At 72.4% G+C, this 22,544-nt stretch carries 22 protein-coding genes and 1 riboswitch; of the genes, 8 read left to right on the top strand and 14 right to left on the bottom strand.

Annotated features, from left to right (window positions below; translation table 11 throughout):
* Positions 1-45: 45 nt before the first annotated feature.
* The 4 genes from Bra3105_RS05960 (at position 46) to Bra3105_RS05975 (ending at position 6,585) form a co-directional block, all read left to right on the top strand.
* Positions 46-2,757: a glycosyl hydrolase 2 galactose-binding domain-containing protein gene (locus Bra3105_RS05960; protein WP_228359000.1), complete on the top strand. Its 2,712-nt coding sequence runs from the start codon at positions 46-48 to the stop codon at positions 2,755-2,757.
* Positions 2,758-2,806: 49 nt separating this feature from the next.
* Positions 2,807-4,111 carry an MFS transporter gene (locus Bra3105_RS05965; RefSeq protein ID WP_228359001.1) on the top strand — a complete coding sequence of 435 codons (1,305 nt, stop codon included), beginning with the start codon at positions 2,807-2,809 and terminating at the stop codon, positions 4,109-4,111.
* The gene (locus Bra3105_RS05970; protein WP_228359002.1) at positions 4,111-5,091 is read left to right on the top strand and encodes a glycoside hydrolase family 130 protein; all 981 of its coding nucleotides are present in this window, start codon (positions 4,111-4,113) and stop codon (positions 5,089-5,091) included. The genes Bra3105_RS05965 and Bra3105_RS05970 overlap by 1 nt, the downstream gene beginning before the upstream one ends.
* A 147-nt stretch (positions 5,092-5,238) precedes the next feature.
* Positions 5,239-6,585, top strand: a complete 1,347-nt coding sequence (locus Bra3105_RS05975; protein ID WP_228359003.1) for a M20/M25/M40 family metallo-hydrolase — start codon at positions 5,239-5,241, stop codon at positions 6,583-6,585.
* Between the two features lie 15 nt (positions 6,586-6,600).
* Here Bra3105_RS05975 and crcB read toward each other — a convergent pair whose 3' ends face one another.
* From crcB to Bra3105_RS05995, 4 genes are all read right to left on the bottom strand, one after another.
* A complete protein-coding gene (gene crcB, locus Bra3105_RS05980) occupies positions 6,601-6,978 on the bottom strand; it encodes a fluoride efflux transporter CrcB (RefSeq protein WP_228359004.1) in 378 nt (125 codons plus the stop codon).
* Entirely contained in the window at positions 6,975-7,550 is a 576-nt protein-coding gene (locus Bra3105_RS05985; protein WP_228359005.1) for a fluoride efflux transporter FluC, read from the bottom strand. Before Bra3105_RS05985 ends, crcB begins: the two co-directional genes overlap by 4 nt.
* 232 nt (positions 7,551-7,782) lie before the next feature.
* Positions 7,783-8,514: a TetR/AcrR family transcriptional regulator gene (locus Bra3105_RS05990; protein WP_228359006.1), complete on the bottom strand. Its 732-nt coding sequence runs from the start codon at positions 8,512-8,514 to the stop codon at positions 7,783-7,785.
* A gap of 94 nt (positions 8,515-8,608) precedes the next feature.
* Positions 8,609-9,943, bottom strand: coding sequence for an MFS transporter (locus tag Bra3105_RS05995; RefSeq protein ID WP_228359007.1), 1,335 nt, complete (start codon positions 9,941-9,943; stop codon positions 8,609-8,611).
* A gap of 294 nt (positions 9,944-10,237) precedes the next feature.
* A riboswitch (TPP riboswitch) is annotated at positions 10,238-10,333 on the top strand.
* Positions 10,334-10,413: 80 nt separating this feature from the next.
* On the opposite strand from Bra3105_RS05995, the gene thiM reads away from it, so the two are divergent.
* Together thiM and thiE are read left to right on the top strand one after the other, a co-directional pair.
* On the top strand, positions 10,414-11,382 hold the full coding sequence (gene thiM / locus Bra3105_RS06000; protein ID WP_228359008.1) for a hydroxyethylthiazole kinase: 969 nt from the start codon (positions 10,414-10,416) through the stop codon (positions 11,380-11,382).
* Positions 11,379-12,047, top strand: coding sequence for a thiamine phosphate synthase (gene thiE / locus Bra3105_RS06005; RefSeq protein ID WP_228359009.1), 669 nt, complete (start codon positions 11,379-11,381; stop codon positions 12,045-12,047). The genes thiM and thiE overlap by 4 nt, the downstream gene beginning before the upstream one ends.
* Before the next feature lie 26 nt (positions 12,048-12,073).
* Here the strand turns inward: thiE and thiD are convergent, their stop codons facing one another.
* Both thiD and Bra3105_RS06015 read right to left on the bottom strand, forming a co-directional pair.
* Complete coding sequence (gene thiD / locus Bra3105_RS06010) at positions 12,074-12,982, bottom strand: bifunctional hydroxymethylpyrimidine kinase/phosphomethylpyrimidine kinase (protein ID WP_323188849.1); 909 nt, start codon at positions 12,980-12,982, stop codon at positions 12,074-12,076.
* A 169-nt stretch (positions 12,983-13,151) separates the two neighbouring features.
* Positions 13,152-14,255, bottom strand: a complete 1,104-nt coding sequence (locus Bra3105_RS06015) for an NAD(P)/FAD-dependent oxidoreductase (RefSeq protein WP_228359010.1) — start codon at positions 14,253-14,255, stop codon at positions 13,152-13,154.
* A gap of 91 nt (positions 14,256-14,346) precedes the next feature.
* Between Bra3105_RS06015 and Bra3105_RS06020 the strand changes: the two genes are divergently transcribed.
* Positions 14,347-14,925: a helix-turn-helix transcriptional regulator gene (locus Bra3105_RS06020; RefSeq protein ID WP_228359011.1), complete on the top strand. Its 579-nt coding sequence runs from the start codon at positions 14,347-14,349 to the stop codon at positions 14,923-14,925.
* Between the two features lie 99 nt (positions 14,926-15,024).
* Here the strand turns inward: Bra3105_RS06020 and Bra3105_RS06025 are convergent, their stop codons facing one another.
* From Bra3105_RS06025 to Bra3105_RS06050, 6 genes are all read right to left on the bottom strand, one after another.
* Positions 15,025-15,234 carry a CsbD family protein gene (locus Bra3105_RS06025; RefSeq protein ID WP_228359012.1) on the bottom strand — a complete coding sequence of 70 codons (210 nt, stop codon included), beginning with the start codon at positions 15,232-15,234 and terminating at the stop codon, positions 15,025-15,027.
* Between the two features lie 214 nt (positions 15,235-15,448).
* Complete coding sequence (locus Bra3105_RS06030; RefSeq protein WP_152352115.1) at positions 15,449-15,652, bottom strand: cold-shock protein; 204 nt, start codon at positions 15,650-15,652, stop codon at positions 15,449-15,451.
* Between the two features lie 390 nt (positions 15,653-16,042).
* Positions 16,043-16,444, bottom strand: a complete 402-nt coding sequence (locus Bra3105_RS06035) for a hypothetical protein (RefSeq protein ID WP_228359013.1) — start codon at positions 16,442-16,444, stop codon at positions 16,043-16,045.
* Between the two features lie 115 nt (positions 16,445-16,559).
* The gene (locus Bra3105_RS06040; RefSeq protein ID WP_228359014.1) at positions 16,560-17,951 is read right to left on the bottom strand and encodes an NAD-dependent succinate-semialdehyde dehydrogenase; all 1,392 of its coding nucleotides are present in this window, start codon (positions 17,949-17,951) and stop codon (positions 16,560-16,562) included.
* 12 nt (positions 17,952-17,963) lie between these two features.
* A complete protein-coding gene (gene doeA, locus Bra3105_RS06045; RefSeq protein WP_228359015.1) occupies positions 17,964-19,127 on the bottom strand; it encodes an ectoine hydrolase in 1,164 nt (387 codons plus the stop codon).
* On the bottom strand, positions 19,127-20,422 hold the full coding sequence (locus Bra3105_RS06050) for an aspartate aminotransferase family protein (RefSeq protein WP_228359016.1): 1,296 nt from the start codon (positions 20,420-20,422) through the stop codon (positions 19,127-19,129). Before Bra3105_RS06050 ends, doeA begins: the two co-directional genes overlap by 1 nt.
* Positions 20,423-20,752: 330 nt before the next feature.
* Between Bra3105_RS06050 and Bra3105_RS06055 the strand changes: the two genes are divergently transcribed.
* A complete protein-coding gene (locus tag Bra3105_RS06055) occupies positions 20,753-21,163 on the top strand; it encodes a hypothetical protein (protein WP_228359017.1) in 411 nt (136 codons plus the stop codon).
* Between the two features lie 48 nt (positions 21,164-21,211).
* On the opposite strand, the gene Bra3105_RS06060 is transcribed toward Bra3105_RS06055, so the two are convergent.
* Both Bra3105_RS06060 and Bra3105_RS06065 read right to left on the bottom strand, forming a co-directional pair.
* Entirely contained in the window at positions 21,212-21,697 is a 486-nt protein-coding gene (locus Bra3105_RS06060; protein ID WP_228359018.1) for a GNAT family N-acetyltransferase, read from the bottom strand.
* A gap of 51 nt (positions 21,698-21,748) precedes the next feature.
* Positions 21,749-22,498 carry an MBL fold metallo-hydrolase gene (locus Bra3105_RS06065; protein ID WP_228359019.1) on the bottom strand — a complete coding sequence of 250 codons (750 nt, stop codon included), beginning with the start codon at positions 22,496-22,498 and terminating at the stop codon, positions 21,749-21,751.
* Between the last annotated feature and the right edge of the window lie 46 nt (positions 22,499-22,544).

Consider the following 22,544-nt stretch of genomic DNA (forward strand, 5'->3'; position numbering starts at 1 on the left):
TTTTGCGAGTCACTCGCATTTTTTCTGACGGAGGAGCGAACGACGATGCGCGGAGCTGTGCAGACCACCGAGACGATCACTCCGATCGAAGGCGCACGGTTCACGGGATCGGACCCCGCCGTGCCGCCGAGCGCCCTCGACCTCGACCCCGACCTCGGCGGAGAGGACTGGCTCGATGCCGGCTTCCCCTTCGAGGTGCACGACGCCCTGCACCGCGCGCAGCGCATCGACCACCCGTACGTCGCGGAGAACTCCGAGCAGCTCGGCTGGATCCAGCAGCGCGCGTGGTGGCTGCGCACCACGATCCCCGCGACCGACCGGGAGACGGGACCGGGCGCCGAGCGCCTCCTGCGGATGCGCGGCCTGGACCTCGCGGCGACGCTCTGGCTCGACGGAGAGCGCGCGGCGACCCATGCATCGCTCTACCGCGATCTCGAGATCCCCCTGCCCGCGGGCCCGGACGGACCCCACGAGCTGCTGATCCGGATCGATCCCCCGCTGTGGGGGCTGGAGGCCCCGCAGGGTCCGCTCGACACGGCCCGGCGGCTCGCCCGGGCGATGGGCCGCGATGTCCCCGATGACGGCGGCGACAGCGACGACGGCGACGTCCAGGGTCTGTTCGGCGATCCCCGCACCGTGCTGCGACGCAAGCCCGTGGTGCACTTCGGCTGGGACTTCGCGCCGCGACTCCCCTCGATCGGCGTGCGGGCCATCGAGGTCGTGGAGCGGCCCGAGCGTCGGGTCCTCGGCGTGCGGCTGCGCACGCTGGGCCTGGACGAGGACGGCACGGCCGAGGCCGACCTGATCGCCCGGACCACGGCCCCGGGAGCACGGGTCGACTTCGAGCTCGCGCGGCCCTCCGGCTCCGCCTGTTCCACCGCAGTCCTGTCCGCGCACGCGATCTCCGGCGAGGACGGCGAGGCGCGCACACGCCTCCGCATCCCCACCGCCGACCTCTGGTGGCCCCATGACCTGGGTGAACCCCATCTGCACACCCTCACCGCCGCGCTGTCCGACGCCGCGGGGCGAGCCGACGCCACAGGGCGGGCCGACGGCGCGGGTCCGGCCGACGTCACGGGCCTGACGCGGCGCGTCGGCATCCGCACGATCGAGCTGGTGCGGGAGGACGAGGGCGACGGCCACCGGGCCTTCCACCTCGCGGTCAACGGCACGCGCGTGTTCGCGCGCGGGGCGAGCATCGTCCCCGACGACATGCTGCGCCCCGATCCGGCCCGTGAGCGCCGCCTGGCGGCGCTCGCCCGGGAGGCGGGCATGACGATGCTGCGCGTCTGGGGCGGAGGCGGGTACGCGGGCGACGCGCTCCTCGATGCCGCGGACGAGCTCGGCCTGCTGATCTGGCAGGACGCGCCGTTCGCCTGCAGCGACCAGGTGGAGTCCGCCGACTTCCTCGCGGAGGTGGAGGCCGAGATCCGCGTCCAGGCCGCCCGTCTCGCCGACCACCCGTCCCTCGCGCTGCTGACCGGGGGCAACGAGGTGCTCGCGCTCCATGAGCTCGCGCACGGCTCCCTCGAGCACGGCCCGTGGGGGTGGCACATCGTCCGCGAGCTGATCCCCCGTGTGCTCGCCGAGATCGCGCCGGAGGTGCCGTACTGGCCGAACTCGCCCTACGGGGAGGACGATCCCGCCGGTGTCAACGGCGTCGCCGACGGCGATCGCCACGCCTGGGAGGTCTGGCACGGGCTCCCGCTGGGGGCCCCGGATCCCGATCAGCACGCGAGCTTCGGGGAAGCGGCCCACTTCCGCCGCTACCGCCACGACACCGGTCGGTTCATCAGCGAGTTCGGCATCCTCTCCGCCGCCTGCGCTCCCACTCTCGAGCAGGTCATCCCCCGCGAGCACCGACGGCTGGACTCCCCCGTCCTGCGCTCACGGATCCGGGACGAGCCGAAGGACAAGGCGCTCGCGATCCTCGACGTCGAGACCGGCGTCCCGCGCACGTTCGCGGAGTACGTCCGCACCACCCAGGCCCTGCAGGCCGAGGGCTTGAAGTACGGCATCGAGCACTATCGGCGGCAGGAGCCGTGGACCAGCGGCACCCTGGTCTGGCAGCTGAACGAGCCCTGGCCGGGGATCACGTGGGCGCTCGTCGACCATGCCCTGCGCCGGAAGCAGGCGTTCCACGCGGTGCGCAGGGCCTTCGCCCCCGTGATCGCCTCCTTCGAGGACTCGGAGGGCGTGCTGCGGCTGTGGGTCGTCAACTCGACGCCCGAGCCCGCGGACGTGCGCCTGCGCGTGCGCCTCGAGCGGGCCGACGGGACCGTGCTGCTCGAGGACGAGGCAGCGGGCTCGGCCCCGGCCCACGGCGCCGCCGTGCTGTGGACGCTTCCCGCATCCTCCACGGCGTTCTTCGCCGAGGGACCGCACGTGCTCGACCCCGGGACGATCGCCTGGGTCGAGGACGCCGGGGGCTCCACGCGGGTCTCGGCCAACCGACTGCTCGGGGGCGCCCTGAAGGACCTGCCCCTCCCCTTCCCCGACGTGCGTCCACGAGTGCTCGAGTCCGCCGGCGATCGTGCGCGTCTGCGTCTGGAGGCCCGCACCCTTGCCCTCGGGCTCACCGTGACCCTGGGCGCGGACGACGTCCAGGCCGAGGACAACGCCATCGATCTCGGGGCGGGACGCGTCCGCGATCTCGAGATCCGGGCGCCTCGACTGCACTCGCGGCTCGACGAGCTGCTCGTCAGCGCGTACACCCCGCCGGGATCCGCCGCCGCGCTCTGGACGCCGGAGACCTGAGACGTCCCGATCCACCGCTCATCCCACGAGGCTTGATGAGGAGCCCGCCATGCCCACTCCACCCCGTCCGCCGTCGGACGCGCCGCCGCCGTCCACATCCACGCCCACGTCCACGTCCACGTCCACGTCCACCGTGGCCGGTCCGCGCACCGCACTGCGGGAGACGCTGGGCATCATCGGCCCGCTCGTGCTGGTGTTCAACCTCGGATGGTCCGCGACCAACAACGCCGGCGGCGCATACCTGCAGGCCGCCTCGGACGCGATCGCGCCCGGCGATCCGATCGGCTTCTACACGACGGCCTCCACGGCGGGCGCCGTGCTCGCGGCGATCACCATCGTCATCACGGGCACCCTCTCGGATCGCACGCGCAGCCGCTTCGGGAAGCGGGCTCCGTGGATCGCCGGGGGCGCGATCATCGGCTCCCTGTCCCTCATGCTCACCGGAGCGAGCAGCTCACGGGTCCTCGTCGTGATCGGCTGGGCCCTGTTCCAGATGTCGATCAACGCGATGATCGCCGCCGTGCTCGCCGTCGGCCCTGATCACCTCGTCCCCAGGATCTTCGGGCGCATGTCGGGGCTGGCCGGTCTGGGCGTGCTGCTGGGCACGGTAGCCGGCGGCGTGCTGACCGCGGTGTTCATCACCCGCCCGCAGCAGGGTCTGCTCGCCGTGCCCTGGATCATGCTCGTGGTCTGCGTGGGGGTCGCCGTCGCCCTGCCCCGGCGCTCGAGCATCGACGAGCCGCGGCCCGCGGGCGGAGCGCGGGGCTTCCTGCGGGCCCTCGTCCCTCCCGCCGATCTGCAGTACTGGCTGGTGTTCGCCGGCCGCTTCCTGTTCGTGCTCGCGCTCTACATGGTCGTCCTCTACCAGGTCTTCATCGCGAGCGACTACATCGGGCTGGGGCGGCAGGCCGCAGGGAACCTGATCGCCACGGCCTCCGCGGTGCTCGCGGTCTGCGCCGGAGCGGCCACGGTGATCGCGGGTCCGCTCTCGGACCGGCTCGGGCGCCGTCCGTTCGTGATCGCGGCCCCTCTGCTCACGGCGGTGGCCGTGGTGCCGCTGATGGCGTTCCGCACCCCATGGGCGTTCCTGGCGTTCTTCGCACTGGGCGGCATCGCCTACGGGGCCTACCTCTCGGTCGACGCCGCGCTGATGCTCGACGTGCTGCCCGACCAGGACCACGTCGCCAAGGACCTCTCCGTCCTCAACGCCTCCAACACGCTCCCCGCCGTCTTCGCCCCGATCGTCGCCGGTTCCCTCTCCTCGGCCGTCGGGTACGAGGCATCGTTCATCGCAGTGGCCGTGACCTGCGTGGTCGCGGCTGCCTGCATCATTCCCGTCAGAAGGGTCCGCTGATGTCGCACACCTCCCCCTCCGCCCCGGCGGCGGTCTTCCCGCTCGGTCCGTTCACCCCCAGCGCGCACAATCCGATCCTCGAGCCCCGCGGGGACGGCTGGGAGTCCGCGAACCTCTACAACCCGGCGGCGATCGTCGTCGAGGACGAGGTGGTCCTTCTGTACCGGGCGCACGGCGAGGACCTGGTCTCCCGGATCGGCCTCGCCCGCAGTCGCGACGGTCTGGCCTTCACCCGCGAGGAGGAGCCCGTGCTCGTCCCCGAGCACGACTACGAGTCCGCCGGCTGCGAGGACCCGCGGATCACCCGCATCGACGGGACCTTCTACCTCACCTACACCGGCTATGACGGCCATCGCGCGCAGCTCTGCCTCGCGACCTCGAGCGACCTCCGCACCTGGGAGAAGCACGGACCGCTGTTCCCGCAGTTCAACACGTGGGGAACCCTCCCCTACGGCCCCGACGGGCCCTGGTCGAAGGCCGGCGTGATCTGGCCCGAGCCGATCGACGGGGTCTATGTCATGTACTTCGGCGAAGGTGCGATCTACGTCGCGACCAGCACGGATCTCCTGCACTGGACACCGTGCGCCCAGGACCGCCCCATCCATCGGCCCTCCGCGGACCCCTCGCGGTTCGACGCGACGCTGGTGGAGATCGGAGCCCCTCCGGTGGTGACCGCGGAGGGACTGCTGGTGCTGCTCATCAACGGCGCGGTCGCCCAGTCGCCGCACGAGGTCGACTACCGCTGCGGGCAGCTCGCCGTCGCCCAGTCGGATCCCACGCGGGTGCTCGCGCACACCGATGTCCCCTGGCTCCTGCCCACCACCCGCGCCGAGACGGAAGGGCTGGTCCCGAGCGTCACGTTCGTCGAGGGGCTGGTCCACTTCCACGGACGCTGGCTCGCCTACTACGGCCAGGCGGACACGCGCCTGGCCGTCGCGATCCATGATCCGGCGCAGGACTCCTATCGCCCTCACGACTGACCGGGCAGCGCGTGGAGCGCGCTCCGTCGGACCCCTGTGCGCGCGTACGCTGGCCGGGACGACCCGATGCTGCGCGCCCGCGCGTGCCGGAGCCCCGCGGCTCGGTTCGGACAGACCCGTCCAGCCCCGCTCAGGAAGGACCACCGCGTGCCGCTCTCCGCACCGACTCAGGACGAACTGGAGCTGCTGCAGGACGAGGCCGTGCAGATCACGCGCGACCTCATCCGCATCGACACCAGCAACTTCGGCGGCAACAAGGGGCCGGGTGAGCGCGAGGCCGCCGACTACGTGGCCGGCCGGCTGCGCGAGGTCGGGTACGAGCCGGAGATCATGGAGTCCGAGCCCGGGCGCGCGAGCGTGGTGCTGCGCATCCCCGGCGAGGACCGCGAGCGCGGCGGCCTGGTGATCCACGGCCATCTCGACGTCGTGCCCGCGAACGCCGAGGACTGGAGCGTCGACCCCTTCGCCGCCGAGGTGCGCGACGGCGTCCTCTACGGCCGCGGCGCCGTGGACATGAAGGACATGGACGGCATGATCCTCGCGCTCGTGCGGCACCTGGCCCGCACCGGGCAGAAGCCGCCGCGGGACCTGGTCATCGTCATGTTCGCCGACGAGGAGGCCGGCGGCGTGCTCGGCTCCCGCTGGATGGTCGCGCACCGCCCCGAGATCTTCGAGGGCTGCACCGAGGCGATCAGCGAGGTGGGCGGGTACTCGATCACCGTCCCCGAGAAGGACACGGGGCGCGACGTGCGCGCCTACCTGCTGCAGACCGCCGAGAAGGGCTACGCCTGGATGCGTCTGCGGGCGCACGGCCGCGCCGGGCACGGCTCGGTCCCCAACGACGAGAACGCGATCGTGCGGCTCTCGCGGGCGATCGCCGCGATCGACGCGCACGAGTTCCCCTTCGAGTACATCGCGAGCGTGCGCACCCTCTTCGACCGCGTGGGCGAGATCAGCGGGCGCGACTGGGACGAGGAGGACCCCGCGGCGTTCCTGCCGCTGCTCGGCGGCGCGCGCCAGTTCGTCTCGGGCACCCTCTCGGACACCGCGAACGCGACCACGCTGCGCGCCGGCTACAAGGGCAACGTGATCCCGCAGACCGCCGAGGCGGAGCTCGACTGCCGCTTCCTCCCCGGCCATCAGGACGAGCTGCTCGCCCTCATCGACGAGCTCTCGGGGCCTGACGTCGAGATGATCGTGGACACCCTGGGCATCTCGCTCGATGCGCCCGACGACACCCCGTTCGTCGCCGCGATGCACCGCGCGATCCTCGCCGAGGACCCCGGCGCCGAGCTGCTCCCCTACTGCCTGAGCGGCGGCACCGACAACAAGCAGCTCGCCGGGCTCGGCATCACCGGCTACGGCTTCGCGCCCCTGCAGCTGCCCGCCGACCTCGACTTCGCTCCCCTGTTCCACGGCATCGACGAGCGCGTCCCGGTGGACGCGATCCGCTTCGGCGCCCGCGTGCTGCTGCGCCTGGTCTCCGACTGCTGAGAGGGCGGGCGCACCTCAGAGCGCCGCGCCGACCACGAGCCCCAGCGCAGCGGCGGCCGAGCCGACGACGAGCGAGCCCAGCAGGTTCCCCAGGGCGTAGAGCACCCGGCGCTCCTGGAGCAGGCGCGCGGTCTCGACGCTCGCTGTAGAGAAGGTGGTGTACCCGCCGAGGAAGCCCGCCCCCAGGACCACCTGCAGCTCGGGACTCAGCAGCTGGGCGCCGAGCATCCCTGTGACCAGGCCCAGCAGCAGCGACCCGCTGATGTTGATGAGCACGGTCCCCCAGGGCATGGCGCCGGAGACGCGGGAGCGCACGATCCCGTCGACCACGAAGCGGGCGACCGCACCGACGCCGCCGGCGAGGCTGAGCAGGACGAAGATCGCGGCGCTCATCGGGCGGCCTCCTCATGGGGCCGACGCGACGTGCGCCGGGAGGCGGCCAGGATGCCGGCGGCGGCGAAGAGCACGCCGAGGACCACGCTGACCAGGCCGAAGGCCACGCCGACGAGGGCCCGCCCGTCGGCCATGAGCTGATCGACGGCGAGGGCGAGCGAGCTGTACGAGGTGAAGCCGCCCATCACTCCCGTGCCGACGCACAGCCGCAGCGCGCGGCGCACGCCCTGGTCTGGCCCGCTGCGGGCGAGGGCCTCCAGGAGGATGCCGAGCAGGAAGGCGCCCGCGAGGTTGATCGCGAACAGGGCGATCGGCACTCCGCCGAGCTCCGGGACGGCGAGTGTCAGGGCCTCGCGGGCGGCCGTGCCGAGCGTCCCGCCGATCAGCACCAGGGCGATCGAGCTCGGTCGCAGGTGCAGGGGTCGGACGCGTGCTGGGAGGAGGACGTCGGGTGCAGTGGTGTTTCCCTGAGCAGTGGTGTCGCTCGGCGCTGTCGTGCCGCCCTGCGGATCAGGACTCTCAACGTCGGGGTCGAGCGGGATCTCGGGATGCGGGTCCTCGGGTCGGGGCACGGATCACTCCTGTTCAGAGTCGGGCGGGCGCGCGCTACCGCCGGATCCCGGCGCGCGAGGGGCGCGCTCCGGGAGCGAACAGGGACCGTTGTCGATCATCGAGGTTGGGTACGGCGGGCCCCACCGCCGTGCCGGCGGGCCCGAGGGCGGCCGACGCGCACCATTGAACGCCGCGCGGGCCGAACGGGGCAAGTCGCCGCCGACAGCGTCGGCTCACCGGGCCGGTGCGCCGTCAGTCCTGGCCCGTCCCCCAGGCCTCCTTGAGCCGGGCGACGTGGTCGCCGAGGATCTCCGCCATGTCCACCGAGGGGTCGATGAGCCATTGCAGCTGCAGCCCGTCCATGAGGGCGACCGTCTCCCGGGCGATGCGCTCGACGGGGGCGTCCTCGCGCACGTCCCCCTTCTCCTGGTCCAGGCGCAGGCAGCGGGTCAGCGACTCCATGACGGCCTCGAAGTGATCGAGCATCCACTCGTGCGCGGGGTGGTCGGGGGTGGTGGCCTCGCCCGTGACCGTCGCGTAGAGGAGCACGATCTGGCGTCGCTGCATGTTCAGCCCGGCCACGTGCACGAGATGGTCGAAGGCGGACCAGGGCGTGGATCCCTCGGGCGGCATGGGGTCGCTGTCCACGGCGTCGCGATGGGCGAGCACGGCCCCCAGCAGCGCCTTCTTCGAGGGGAAGTGATGGGCGAGGCCGGACGGGGAGATCCCGGCGCCCTCGGCGACCTGCGCCATGGAGGTCGCGCCGAAGCCCTGACGGGCGATGAGGTCGACGGCGGTCCGCAGCGCCTGTTCGCGGACGACCGCGGAGTCCTGCCCGCGGGGCCGCCCCGGGCGCCGACGGACCGGACGCTTCTCGGCGGCGGCCCCCTCGGCGGTGCTGTGCTCGCGCGGCTCGCGCGCGGCGACGGTCCCCTCGGCGGCGCTCGCGGTCGCGGCGGCGCGCGTGGTCTGGTCGGTGTTCATGGGCTCCCCTTCGGCACAGGTCTCCGTCGACCTGGGACGAGAGCGGGCCGGTGCGATCGTGCCGCACCGGCCCGTCATCAATGTGTCGCCCCTACTATTTCACGCCGCGGATGAACATCGTGAGCACAGCGCCGATGACGCCCGAGATCGCGGCGGCCACGAAGAGCACCGTGAAGTCGGTGCCCCCGCCGATGCGGGCGAGGAGCATCCCGCCCAGGGCCGGGGCGATCGACTGCGGGAGGGCGTTGGCCATGTTGAAGACGCCCAGGTCCTTGCCGGAGGTCTTGCGGTCCGGCAGCACCTCGAAGACGAGCGCGAGGTCGACGGCGAGATAGGTGCCGTAGGCGAGGCCCATGATCGCCTCGCACAGGAAGAACCCGCCGACCGAGTCGACGTGGGCGAGCATGTAGGTGCCCAGTCCGAAGACGAGGATCGACCCCGCCACGAGCACCTTGCGACGTCCGATCCGGTCGGAGATCCACCCGGCGGCCAGCCCGGCGACCATGGAGAGCACCGTGTAGATCGTGACGCCGGTGGCGACCGCGGTGGCGGCCGCCGCGTCCTCGAGCCCCAGGTGGTTGGTCATGAACAGCACGCGGAAGCTGATGAACAGGTAGGAGGCCAGGATGATCATGAAGCGCCCCCACCAGGCCAGTCCGAAATCCGGGAACTTCAGGGGGTTGGTCCAGAACGAGGTGACCAGCTCGCGCACGTTGAACGGGTAGCGGTTCTGCTTGAGCACCGGATCCGGGATCATCAGCGCGTAGACGGTCACCAGCAGGAAGCCGAGCACGGCGGGGATCATGAACAGGCCCACCATGGTCCCGCCGAAGAACGAGGCCAGCCAGGTCGCGGCCATGATGGCGGAGTTCTGGGCGATGCCCACGATGCCGGAGACCTTGCCGTACTGCTCGTCCGGCAGCTGATCGGCGAGCGAGGCCGTGTATGCCGCGTACGCCATGTTCGCGCAGGCCTGGGCGATGAACCAGCCAGTGGCCAGCACCACGACGTTCGGCGCGATCGCCATGATGAGGATCGCCGCGCACATCGCGAAGGCCCCGCCGATGATCCATGGTCGGCGCCGCCCCAGCCCCGATCGCGTGCGATCGGAGAGGCGTCCGCCGAGGGCGTTGAAGATGAGCGCTGCGATCGCGCCCGGGGCGAGGGCGGCGGCCGCGATCGAGGCCTGCTCCGCCGGGATGTCCGAGAGCGTGCGGGCCTTCATCTGGACCGACACCGTCGCGGGCCCCATCAGGGCGACGAACAGGCCGAACTGCCCCAGGAAGATGCCGATGACATACCAGATCGGCTTCTTCCGGTCTGGCTTGATGCCCATGGCGGGCACGCGCAGTCGCGGGCCGAGGATATTGGGGCTGCCCGTCGGGTCGACGGTCGGGTCGACCTCGAGGTCGGGTGCGGCAGTTGACACGGGAGACTCCTTCGTCATGACCGTCGGGCGACGCTCGCGACGGTGTGCGTGCGGTCCGTGCGACCGCCCCGAAAGTATTAGTTGGTCTGAACTATTTTGTCGAGCCGCATCCTGCCGCACGGACGTCCGGGACGCCCGGTCGGCACCCTGAGCTGGACGCCCGATGCCGCACCGTGCCGCACATCACAGAGGCTGACCGCAGGGAATCCGCGGCACCACGTACGTGCGGTGCGTCGTGCCGACGAGGGCCGGGCGGCGTTCCCCGACCTCCCTTCGCGCGCGCTAGGCTCGTCGGCACGTGACACGGGGTGCCGCCGATGGCGGCTGAGAGCAGACCCGTCGAACCTGATCCAGTCAGCGCTGGCGTAGGGAATGTCCGAAGCCGCGGCCGGGTGCCGACGATCCTCGAGGGTCGTCGACGACCACCCGCCGCGGCCGCTCCGGCCCCTCGCCCCGACGAGAGGAGCCCGATGGCCCCCGCAACCCCCGCAGGCGGCGTCCCCGAGGTCGCCACTGATCTCTCCGCGCGCCCCGCGACAGCCGTCGGTCCCGTCGATCCCGCAGGACTCGCCGCCCGCTGCGGCGAGCTGCTGGGCGCGGTGCGCGAGCGCGGTCCGCTGGTCCACGCGATCACGAACTCCGTGGTCACGAACGTGACGGCGAACGTGGTGCTCGCGATCGGTGCAGCCCCGGCGATGGTCGATATCGTCGGCGAGGCCGGCGACTTCGCCGCGGTGGCCGACGGCCTCCTCATCAACCTGGGCACTCCCGCGCCCGAGCAGCGCGAGGCCATGCACGAGGCGGTCGCGGGAGCGCGTCGCGCCGGGACGCCGTGGGTCCTGGACCCGGTCGCGATCGGATCGCTGCGGGTGCGCACGCCGCTGGCTGCCGAGCTCGTGGCGCAGGGGCCGACCGCCGTGCGCGGCAACGCCTCGGAGATCCTCGCCCTCGCCGGCGAGGGAACCGGCGGCCGGGGCGTCGACTCCTCCGACCCGATCGACGCGGCCGTCGCGGCGGCGACCCGCCTCGCGCGCACGCACGGCGCCGTGGTCGCGGTCTCGGGTGAGCGCGACCTCATCACCGACGGGAGCACGCTCGTGGAGGTGGGCGGCGGCAGTGCGCTGCTGACCCGCATGACCGGCGGGGGCTGCGCCCTGGGCGCCGTGATCGCGGCCTTCCTGGGCGTGCGCGGCGAGGGAGCACCTGCGCTGGAGGCCGTCGTCGCCGCGCACGCCGCCTACTCCGCGGCGGCCGAGCGCGCTGCTTCCGGGGCCGACGGGCCGGGCACCTTCGCGCCCCGGCTGCTCGACGCCCTCGCCGCGATCGGCCCGGACGAGCTCCGTGCGCCCAGCCGCCTGCACGTCGGCGCCGTGACTCCGGGCGGCACCGGGGATCACGGCGGCACCGCGGATCAGGGCGACGGGGGCGAGGCGGCGTGAGGCCCTCGAGCGAGGAGCTCGGCCTGTACCTCGTCACCGACGCCGCGCTCTGCGGTGCGCGGGGCATCGTGCGCACGGTCGAGCTCGCCGTCGAGGGCGGCGCGCGCGTGGTGCAGCTGCGGGAGAAGCACGCGGACCTCGCCGAGCACGTGCGCCTCCTGGAGCGCCTCGCGCGGGTGATCGATGCCCGTGCGCTGCTGCTGGTGAACGACCGTGTGGACGCCGCCGTGGCGGCGCGCGAGCGCGGGATCCGCGTGGACGGCGTGCATCTGGGGCAGGGCGACGAGGACGTGCGCCGTGCCCGCGAACTTCTCGGGCCCGACGCCGCCATAGGGCTCAGCGCGAACACGTCGGCGCATCTGGACGCCGTGGCCGCACTGCCCGAGGGCACCGTCGACCACGTGGGCATCGGCGCGATCCGCGCGACCGCCACCAAGGCGGATCATCCGCCGGCCCTCGGTGTGGAAGGGTTCGCGCTGCTCGCGGCCGCCTCCCCGGTGCCGAGCGTCGCGATCGGCGGGATCACTGCGGCCGACGTCCCGGCCCTGCGGCGCGCGGGCGCCTCGGGCTGCGCGGTGGTCTCGGCGGTCTGCGCGGCCGACGATCCCCTGCGCGCGGCACGGGTGCTCAGCGCGGCCTGGAGCGGAGCCGCATCGGATCAGTGAGCGGGACCCGCGCCCGTGGGAAGGGGTCAGCGCCCCGGTGTCCCCTCGCCGTCCCACAGCTCGAAGAAGTGGTGCAGGGGTCCGTGGCCGTGGCCCACGTCGAGGCGGTCGCTCGCGGCGAGCGCGCCGTGGAGGTACTCCTTGGCGCCCCGCACGGCGTCCTCGACGGGCATGCGCGGCAGCCGGGCGGCGATCGCCGCGGAGAGCGTGCAGCCGGTGCCGTGGTCGTTGGTGGTCTCGATGCGCGGGGCGGGCAGCTCGAGGATGCCCTCGCTCCCGCACAGCAGGTCGGTGCTGGTGGGCGACCCCTCGAGGTGACCGCCCTTGAGGAGCACGCTGCGCGGTCCGAGGGCCAGCAGGTCGTGGGCGCGCCGACGCATCTCCGCCGCGCTCCAGTCCGGCTCCTCCCCCAGCAGCACCGCGGCCTCGGGCAGGTTCGGGGTGAGAACGTCGGCGAGGGGCACGAGCTGCTCGCGCACGGCGTCGACCGCGTCCTCGTCCAGGAGGCGGTCGCCGCTCTTGGCGACCATCACGGGGTCCAGGACGATCCTGCGCGCGCCGTGGCGGCGCAGGCGCTCGGCGATGACCTCCGTGATCGCGGCGTTCGCGACCATGCCGATCTTCACGGCGTCCACCTGCACGTCCTCGAGGACCGCATCGATCTGCTCGCCGACGAACTCCGGATCGAGCGCGACGACCCCGCGCACCCCCTGCGTGTTCTGGGCGACGACGGCGGTCACCACGGCCATCCCGAAGGCGCGCTGGGCGGCGAAGGCTTTGAGGTCCGCGTGGATGCCCGCGCCACCCGTCGGGTCGGTCCCCGCGATCGAGAGGACGTTGGGGACGCGACCGGTGGCGGGTTCGCCGGGGGACGGCGCGCTGGCGCTGCGGGCGCTCGCGCTGCGGGCGCTGGGGCTGGGGGCGCTGGTGCTCACGATGCCTCTTCCACGAGGCCGGCGGGGAGGGCGCTCAGCGGTTCCGTCCCTGCGCCGGCATGATCCGGATCAGGTGCTCAGGGTCTCCACGCCGTCGCCGCCTCGCGCTCCTGCGCATCGCGTGACCAGTGGACTCTCAGCCCCTTGCCGGGACTCCCCTCGGTGCCGCTCACGCTAGCAGGGAGAGGCTCCCGTCGGCGGCCTCGCCCACCGTGCGCGAGCGCAGCGCGGCGTCGGTGTCGGCAGTGGCGAGGTCGGCATTGATGTGCGCTCCGGCGAGCGCACCCGCGGCCGCCGCGGCACCCACCTGCGCGGTCGGGTCGGTGACGTTCCCCGCGACCCAGACGCCGGGGACCTCGCTCACCCCGGCCATCGCCGACGGCACCTTCGCTCCCATCCCCGGGACCTCCTCCACGCGCAGGCCCAGGCCCTCGAGCCCGTCGAGGCGAGGGGTCATCGTGGTCGCGACGGCCAGCACGCGGCGCGCGATCACCTCCCCGCTCGCCAGGCGCACGCCCGCGATGCGGGGCGCGCGCTCCCCCTCGACGGCGGAGGCGTCGGGGTCCGTTCCGTCGTCGGCGATCACCTCGGCCACCTCCTCGTCGATCACGCGGATCCCGCGGGCGGACATCCTCGCGCGGGTCCGGGCGTCGAGCGCGGTGCCGCGGGCGAAGAAGGCGATGTCGTCGCTGAGCTGGCGGAACAGCCACGCCTGGTGCGCCGACATCGGGCCCGAGGCGAGGATGCCGATCGGCTCGTCGCGCACCTCCCAGCCGTGGCAGTAGGGGCAGTGGACGACGCCGCTGCCCCAGTGCCGGGCGAGCCCCGGGATCGCGGGCAGCTCGTCGCGCACGCCGGTCGCGACGAGGAGTCGCCGGGCGCGCAGTGCGCGACCGTCCTCGAGGGTGAGGTCGAAGCCGCCCTCGACGCCGTCGACACTCCAGTCCGGCCGCACCGAGGCGACGCGGCCCTGCACGATGGTCCCGCCGTAGCTCTCGACCTCGTCGCGCCCGCGTGCCAGGAGCTCGGCGGGCGGCGTGCCCTCGCGGCCCAGCAGCCCGTGGACGCCCTCCGCCGGGGCGTTGCGCGGGTTCCCCGCGTCCACCACGATCACGCGGCGGCGGGAACGGGCGAGCATGAGTGCGCCGTTCAGTCCTGCGGCGCCGCCGCCGATGACGACGACGTCCGAAAGGGGATCCGCCGCGCCGCGTGCCGGGGAGCCGTCGCGGGCGCTGGTGCCTGCGGATGCAGCGGTGATGTCTCGGGGATCCATGGATGCCTCCTCCTGCCCGCGGGGCGGGCCGATCGTCGTGTACGACGTCGACACTAGGCATGGTTTGCCTATACGGCATACACTCTTGCCTATGACGCAAGAAGATGCTGCGATCGAGACCCTCGTGCGCAAACGGATCCGGGCGCTGCGCGTCTCGCGCGGGTGGTCGCTCGGCGATCTGGCGGAGCGCGCCCGGATGAGCCCGTCGTCCCTGAGCCGGATCGAGGGAGGGACCCGGCGCCTGGCCCTGGATCAGCTGATCACGCTGGCCCGAGCCCTGGACACGACCCTGGACGAGCTCGTGGACTCCGGCGCGGAGGATGTGGTCTCGAGTCCCACGCTCGACGGGCCGCGGGGCGCGATGCGCTGGACGATCCGGGGCCAGCCGGATCTCTCGGTGATCCGTCAGCGCCTCACGGAGCCGCCCTCGGCGCCCTCGGCCATGCGGGCGCACACGGGCCGCGAATGGTTCGTGGTGCTCTCGGGGACGGCGACCCTCCTGCTGGGCGATCGGCGGCTGCGGGTCGAGAAGAACCAGGCGGCCGAGTTCCCGACGATGCTCCCGCATGCGATCGGCGCCGAAGGGAGCAGGCCCTGCGAGATCCTGGGCGTCTTCGACCGCGAGGCCCGGCGCGAGCACAGCGGGCCGCCGTCCGCGTCCGCGAGCTGAGCCGGCCGGACTCCGCAGCCCGCGACGCGAAAGAGCCCCCGCCCGGCGTGCGCCGGACGGGGGCTCCTCTCGGAGTGCTGGGACTCCGGGCGGCGGGTCTTACTCGCCGTCCTTCTTCCCGGTGAGGCCGTTCAGGGCCCCCTTCACGGAGTCCTTGACGTCCTGGACCTTGTCCTCGAGGCCGGCGCGCGCCTGCTGCACCTTGCCCTCCGACTCGGCCTCCTTGTCACCGGTCAGCTTGCCGAGGCCCTCCTTGGCCTTGCCGCCCAGCTGATCCGCCGTGTTCTCGAACTTCTCATCCGCACTCATCAGTGCCTCCCTCGCTGTCGGATGTCCTGCTCGTACCCTTGCGAGTATAGGGACGAAGACCGGACGGCGGGCGAGTTCCACCTGGCCGCGAGCTGAACGCGGTCGCGCCCCGCCCTCCGCCGGTGAGGGCGGAGGACGGGGCGCGGTGCACGCGATGCGTGCGACTCCCGGAACGAGGCGGCGGGCGGACCCGCCCCTCAGCTCAGGAGGAGGTTCAGGCCGGCTGGATGTTGGTCGCGGTCAGGCCGCGATCCGTGCGCTCGGTGTCGAAGGAGACCTTCTGGTCCTCCTCGAGGTTGCGGTAGCCGGAGCCGGCGATGTTGCTGAAGTGGGCGAAGACGTCGGCCGAGCCGTCGTCGGGGGCGATGAAGCCGTACCCCTTCTCGGAGTTGAACCACTTCACGGTGCCTGTAGTCATGCAGTCTTTCCTTCGGTGTGCAGAGAGCAGATGCCCTCTGTGCGGTCACGACGAGATCTCCGCCGTGCGCCCCCACGGCGGAACCTTCCCGGTGGGAAGGAGTCCGAAGTGGGGAGTTCGTGGGGATGGGCGCGGGGCCTCATCCGGTGGGCTGCCGAGTGCGCTGCGGAGATCCTTCATGGACCTGCGACGCCACGGTCGATTGCAGGGGGTGTGGGTGCTGCGGGTGAAGATGTCCTGACGGTCGGCCGTGCGCTCGATCGGCGCACTTGATTCGAGCGTACCCGATGGATCCGGATCGCACGAGGGGTTTGCCGCGTGCATCATGCGGGAGTGTCGGGCGGAGCACTCGACGGGCGCGTGATCAGGCCCCGCCGGCGGCGGCTGCCGTCACCACATCGCCCGGGCGAGCGCGGCGACGACGACGCTCAGCAGCTGGCCGCCCACCATCATCACCAGCCAGGAGACGCCCACGGTCACGCCGACGATCGCCGCCGTCCTGCGTCGCAAGCGCTGCAGCAGGGCGACGACTCCGATGACGATGGCGACCAGCGCCACGAGCGCGAGCAGGATCGTCGATCCCCAGCCCCAGAGCGCGTAGCCCGTGTTGTACTTCGCCATCAGCAGCGGCACCAGCACATTCAGTCCGCCGCGGATGGTGGAGAGCACCACAAGCACGATCGCCGCGATCAACGAGACGACGCCCAGCGGGTTCGGCGCGGCGTACGACGCGGGATCAGAGGCGGAGGGGGACGGTGCGGCGCCGGAGCGCGGCTGTTCGGGCTGGCCCATGGGGCGAGTATGCCCGACGAGCGCCGCGCCCCGAAGGGATGAGGCGGGCGGACTCGGCATCGCGTACCGAGTCCGCCCGCCTCATGGGTTCACGGTCAAGCGCGGGCCGCGCCGATCAGCCGACGGCGGGACCCACCCAGACCTGCTGGGCGTTGACGAACTCGCGGATGCCGTGCGGCCCCAGCTCGCGGCCGTAGCCGGAGCGCTTGATGCCGCCCGAGGGCAGACGCGGATCTGTCTTCACGATCCCGTTGACGCTGACCTGCCCTGCCTCGATGCGCCGGGCGAGGGCCTCCCCGCGTGCGGTCTCGGTCCAGATCGAGGATCCGAGCCCGTACGGGGTGTCGTTCGCGATCGCGATGGCATCGTCCGCGTCGTCGGCCGCGACGACCACGGCGACCGGCCCGAAGGTCTCCTCTGTGCACGCCGTCATGCCCTGCTGCACGCCGGTGAGCAGGGTGACCGGATAGAAGAACCCGGGCCCGTCGGGCATCTCGCCACCCAGCACGAGCTGCGCCCCGGCCTCGACGGACGAGGCGACCTGCCGGTGCAGGTTCTCGCGCAGCTCCTCCCGGGCGATGGGCCCCACCTGGCTGGCGTCCTCGCGGGGGTCGCCCACGGTGAGCGCCTCGAGCTGCGCGCGCAGCAGCTCGACGAACTCGTCGTGCACCGAGCGCTCGACGATGACGCGCTTGGCGGCGATGCAGGACTGGCCGGCGTTGATGATGCGCGAGAGCGCGGAGACCTTCGCGGCCTCCTCGAGGTCCGCGTCGGCCAGCACGATGCACGGGTCCGAACCGCCGAGCTCGAGCACGGCCGGCTTGATCTCGCTCGCGGCGATCGCCGCGACCTTCGCGCCGGCCCGGTCGGATCCGGTGAAGGAGACGGCGGCGATGCGCGGGTCGCGGATCGCCTGCTCGACGTCCTCGGTGCGGGCCTGGAGGACCTGGAAGATCCCCTCGGGAGCGCCGACGGCCCGGAAGACCTCCCCGATCGCCGCCGCGCAGCCGGGCACGTGCGGGTCGTGCTTCATCACGCACGTGTTGCCTGCCATCAGCGCGGGAGCGGCGAAGCGGAACGCGATCCAGAAGGGCGCGTTCCAGGGCAGCACGCCCAGCACCGGCCCGAGCGGCAGATGCTGGATGTAGGACGAGGTGGCGTCGGAGGCGATGTGCTCGTCGGCCAGGTACTCCTCGGCGTGGTCGGCGTAGTGCTCGGCGGCCCAGGCGGCCTTGTTCACCTCTCCCCTGGCCTCGCCGATGGGCTTGCCCATCTCCTGGGTCATCAGCGGTGCGAGCTCCTCGACGTGCTCGCGCATGTGCGCGGCGACGGCGCGGAGCACGCCGGCGCGCTCGGCGAAGGTGGTCTCCTTCCAGGTCGTGAAGGCGTCGTGGGCGCGGCCGACGATCCCGCTGATCTGCGAGGGCGTCGCGGCCGGCACCTCGCGCACGACGTCGCCGGTGGTGGGATCGATGGCTGTCAGCACGCTGGCGGTCTGTTCGCTCATGGTGTGCTCCTCTCAGGCGGAGTGGACGGTGAAGTCCTCGGGGACATGGAAGAGGGATTCGCAGCCGTCGGCCGTGATGCGGACCGTGTCGGAGATCCCGCAGGTCTTGTCGCCGTCCACGCCCCACATCCAGGGGATGAGGTGGAAGGTCATGCCCTCCTCGAGCTCGCGCCGGTCCCCGCTCATGAGGGAGAGGATGTAGCCCTCGTCCCAGCTGGGCGGGAAGGCGATGCCGATCGAGTAGCCGGCGCGGGTGATCAGGTGCGCACCCACGGAGTTGTCCTCGATGACGGCGCGGGTGAGCTCGTCGACCTCGGAGACGGTGACGCCGGGCTTCATGAGTCCGCGCAGCTCCGCCAGCGCCCGCTTCATCGTCTCCTGAGCCTCGTGCATGGAGTCGGTGAGGCCGCCGTTGACCACGGTGCGCATGATCGCCGCGTGGTAGCGGCGGTAGCAGCCGCCGATCTCGAGGAACACGTGCTCGCCGGGCTGGATGATGCGGCCCTCCCAGGTGGCGTGCCCGATCATCGAGCGCGGCCCGGAGGTCACGTAGGGCATGACCGCCGGGAACTCGCCGCCCGCGCGGAACATCGCGGAGGCGATCGCCGCGGCGACGTCGTTCTCCGAGTTCCCGGGGACGGCGACCTCGACACCCGCCGCCCAGCCGGCCTCGGCGGCCCGCGCCGCGCGGCCCATCACCTCGATCTCCGCCGGCGACTTGCGCAGGCGCCCCTCCTCGACGATCCCGAAGCAGTCCACGAGCCCGTGCCCGAAGGCCTCGTGCATGCGGTCCTGCTGGTAGGCCGGGAAGTAGTAGCTGTTGCGCTCGAAGCCGACCGTGGCGTCGCCGAGCCCCAGATCCTTCAGCAGGCCCACGAGGGTGACGATGGCGTCGCCGTCGTCGGGGAAGGGCCGGGTGCGGTCCACCCAGGTGCGGTGGATGACGTTGGACTCCTCCATGCCGCGGGTGACGAACACGGAGTCGTCCGTCAGCGGCACCACGAGCGCCTGGAAGAAGGAGTAGCCGGTGGTCTGGTAGTCCGTGAGGTACATGAGGTTCTCGGGGTCCGAGATCACGACCGCGTCCAGTCCGCGCTCGGCCATGCGGCTGCGCAGTCCGTCGAGGCGGCGCTCGTACTCCTCGGGCGCGAAGGTCATATCCTCGCGCCGGCGCATCAGCGGGCGCCTTCCAGGTCGGCGTCCTTCGCGGCGGGGATCGCCGCCGCGGCGGCGTCGATCGCCTCGGCGAGGATGTCGAGGCCCGCCGCGAGGTCGTCCTCGGGGATCGTCAGCGGCGGGATGAGCTTCACGACCCGGCCGTCCTGGCCGCAGGGGCCGATGAGCAGGCCGCGTGCGAAGCACTCGTCCTGGACCTTCTTGGCGAAGGCGCCGTCGAGGGTGTCCAGGGCCTGCATCATGCCCTTGCCGCGCACCTCCCAGCCCCGCTCGGGGTGGGCCGCGGCGATCTGCTCGAGCCGGTCGCGCATCACCTGCCCCTTGGCGGTCACGTCCTTCCCGAAGGCGTCGTCCGTGAAGTAGTCCAGGGCCACGGTGCCCGCGACGAAGGACATGCCCTGGCCGCGGAAGGTGCCGGTGTGCGCGCCGGGCGACCAGTGCCGGTCGACCTCGGGCTTGTTGAGGTTCATGGCGATCGGGGTGCCGAACCCGCCCAGCCCCTTGGCGAGCGTGATGATGTCGGGGTCCAGGCCCATCCCGTCGAAGGAGAAGAAGCTGCCGGTGCGACCGATGCCCGCCTGGATGTCGTCGAAGATCACGAGCGCCCCGACCTCGCGGGCGAGGTCCTGGACGGAGCGCAGCCAGGCGGCGCTGGCCACGTTGACGCCGCCCTCGGCCTGGATCGGCTCGAGGAGGAACGCGGCGGGAGCGGTGAGCCCGCTCGAGGTGTCCAGCAGTGCCTCCCGGTACTCGGCGATCGCGGTGTCCCCGCCCGGCGCGGTCTCGAACGGCAGGCGCACGATGTTGTCCAGCGGCACGCCCGCCCACTGCCGGAAGGCGTGGTTGGCGGTCGCGGCGAGGGAGCCGAGGGTCATGCCGTGGAAGCCGTGGCTGAACGCGACGATCTCCCGGCGGCCGGTGGCGCGGCGGGCGAGCTTCATGGCGGCCTCGACGGCGTTGGAGCCGGTGGGGCCCATGAACTGCATGCGATGGTCCATGCCGCGCGGGGCCAGGATGACGTCCTGGAACTTCTGCACGAAGTCCCGCTTGGTGGTGGTGTACGTGTCGAGGCTGTGGGCGACGCCGTCGTTGCTGATGAACTCGATCAGCGCCTCCTTCATCCTCGGGTTGTTGTGGCCGAAGTTCAGGACGCCGGCGCCGGCGAAGAAGTCGATGAAGCTGGTGCCGTCCTCGTCGACCTGGCGTGCGTTGGACGCGGAGGCGAAGACGGTCGGGTAGTTGCGGCAGTAGCCGCGGATCTCGGATTCGTGCTGCTCGAAGACTGCAGTGTCCATGGCATATGCCTCGCTTTCGGCGACGTGCGAGAGGACGGCGATCCGGACCACTGTGTCCGGGATCGACGAAGGCGGCCCCGAATCGAGAACCGCCTTATGACGCACCCTCAACCCCCGATGCCGCCCCCGTCAAGCAGGGTCTGTCCCCCGGTGCCGGCGGGCCGGTCCGTTCCGCGCTCCCACCTGCGCGGGGTCCGTCTCGATACATCCGGGGATCGGGGCCCGCCGGCGCGTCGTCGGTTCACTCGGCCCGCGCCCCGACCTTCCCGAGGCATGCGAGCGCACGTAGGGTGGCAGCCATCACACGTCGCGACGGAGGAGGCGACCACGATGGCGCAGACGGAGCCCCACCTGGCCGAGATCGCGCTGCGGGTCGCGCGCGGCGAGCTGGCCATCGTGCCCGGCAGCCCGCGCAGCGGCCCGAACTCGCGGGCGGAGGCGCAGGCGCTGCTGTTCGACGCGCTCGGCGCCCTCCCGGAGGACGTGCAGCACCGCCTCTTCGGGGAGCCCACCCAGCGCGCGATGTTCCTGTACTACGAGGAGGGCCCGGCGACCGTGGGCGTGGTCCTCGAACCGGCGACCGCGGTGCACGGCCCCTCCCTCGCCGCGGTGGAGCGGCACGTGCGCGACGTCGTCGCCGCAGATCGCGGCGTGGTGCACGCGGACGTGCGCGTGTTCGGCACGCGCGTGGATCGCGACGTGGTGCTCGAGGCTCTGCAGGACGTCGTGCCCCGGAGGTGACAGCGGACCTGCTGCCCTTCCGGGGCACGACGCCGGCGCACTGACCCGTCAGAGGGCTCGAGGGAGCGCCTTCTCGAGTCTCTGCGAGGTCTCCGTGGCGCGTCGGCGCACACCGCCGTCGTCGACGTACTCGTAGGTGCAGGTCTCCGATGCACCCGTCGCCGCGAACCCGAGTCGCTCGTACAGGCGGCGCGCATCCGGATTGTCGACACCGACCGCGAGACCGATCCTGCCCTGCGGCCGTGCGGCATCCTCCGCCGCCGCGACCAGCCCGGAGCCGACTCCTCTGCTGCGGAACCCTGCTTCGACGTGCAGGTTCCGCAGCTCCGGCACCTGCTTCCACACCAGCTCCCCCGACCCGACGGGGACATCATCGATCCACGCGACGAGGAAGAGGCACAGCCCCTGCTGCTGGGCGGCGAAGACGGAGGACGCATAGTCCTTGCCCGCCGGTTCGCGGGCGGTGAGTGCGCGCGCATCATCCTCACCGCAGGGGTGGATGCGCAGTCCTGCGGCGGGGTCCGGGGCGTCCATGCGCGCACCCTACCGACCCGTGCGAGCGCGCGAAGCGCGAGGCGAGCCTGTTCAGAGGGACGACTGAGCCGCGCTGCGGGCCCTGGCGCGCTCCACGGCCTCGCGCACGCTCCCCTGCCACGGGTCCCCATGCCCGGGAAGGATGAGACCGGCCGGCAGGTCGACGAGGGCATCGAGCCCGTCGAGCGCCGCCTGCGGATCGCGCGCGAAGAACTCGGGGAGCATCTGGGGCCCGTCGACGACGGACAGCCGATGCCCCGTGATCAGCGCGTCGCCGGTCAGGAGGATCCCCGCGTCCCGCAGCAGGAACGCCGCGTGACCGAGGCTGTGGCCGGGCGCGGGCACGGGCTCGGGGCGCCCGGGGAGGTCGAGGGGGCCGCCCAGCGGCAGCGGCGAGGCCGACGGCACGGCCACGTGGGACATCCCTCCCGCACGCAGCACCGTGAGGATCCACCGCGCCATGTGCGGGGCGGAGAGGTTCGCGAGCACGTCGCGCGCGCCCGCCTGGTCGTGGACCTCGCCGTGCAGGGCCGGGATCTCGTCGGCGTGAGCGAGGACCGGCACGTCCCAGTGGCGCAGCAGACCGGGCAGGGCGCCGATGTGGTCGACATGCGCGTGGGTGACCAGCACGGCGCGGACCTTCCAGGGGCTGCCGACGAGTCGGCGCACGTCGTCAGCGACCTGCGGAGCATCCCCGGGGTAGCCGGCGTCCACGAGGGTGAGCTCGTCGTCCTCGCGCAGCAGGATCCAGTTGGATCCGCATCCGGAGGAGAAGAAGACTCCGTCGGCGACTTCACGCATGGCAGGGGTCCTCCGGTTCTCGGACGGGGAAGGCGGCGCGGGCGGG

Source organism: Brachybacterium halotolerans subsp. kimchii (genome assembly GCF_020792675.1).
Taxonomy (GTDB): Bacteria; Actinomycetota; Actinomycetes; order Actinomycetales; family Dermabacteraceae; genus Brachybacterium; species Brachybacterium halotolerans.